A 507-nucleotide genomic window follows, 5' to 3' on the forward strand; every position below is an offset into this window, starting at 1 on the left:
CACGCGGCGTCGCTGCATCCCGCATTCGCCCCTGGAGCAATATTCCCCCCTGCTGCCTCCCGTAGGAGTCTGGGCCGTGTCTCAGTCCCAGTGTGGCCGGTCGCCCTCTCAGGCCGGCTACCCGTCGTCGCCTTGGTAGGCCATTACCCCACCAACAAGCTGATAGGCCGCGGGCTCATCCTTCACCGCCGGAGCTTTCAACCCCCACCCATGCAGGACAGAGTGTTATCCGGTATTAGACCCCGTTTCCAGGGCTTGTCCCAGAGTGAAGGGCAGATTGCCCACGTGTTACTCACCCGTTCGCCACTAATCCACCCCGAAGGGCTTCATCGTTCGACTTGCATGTGTTAAGCACGCCGCCAGCGTTCGTCCTGAGCCAGGATCAAACTCTCCGTGAATGTTTACCCGTAATCGGGATGACACCACGAGAGCGGTGCGAGGAGAGGAATAATCCCCTCGCACACAGCGTCCTCGCTGTGTTTTCTTCAAAGGAACCTCGCCCCAACC

At 60.2% G+C, this 507-nt stretch carries 1 rRNA gene; it reads right to left on the reverse strand.

What is annotated here, in order from left to right:
- A 16S ribosomal RNA gene (locus RNB18_RS51020) occupies positions 1-398 on the reverse strand; the annotation flags it as partial.
- Positions 399-507: the final 109 nt, after the last annotated feature.

The sequence above is a fragment of the Streptomyces doebereineriae genome (assembly GCF_031845645.1).
GTDB classification, from domain to species: Bacteria; Actinomycetota; Actinomycetes; order Streptomycetales; family Streptomycetaceae; genus Streptomyces; species Streptomyces canus.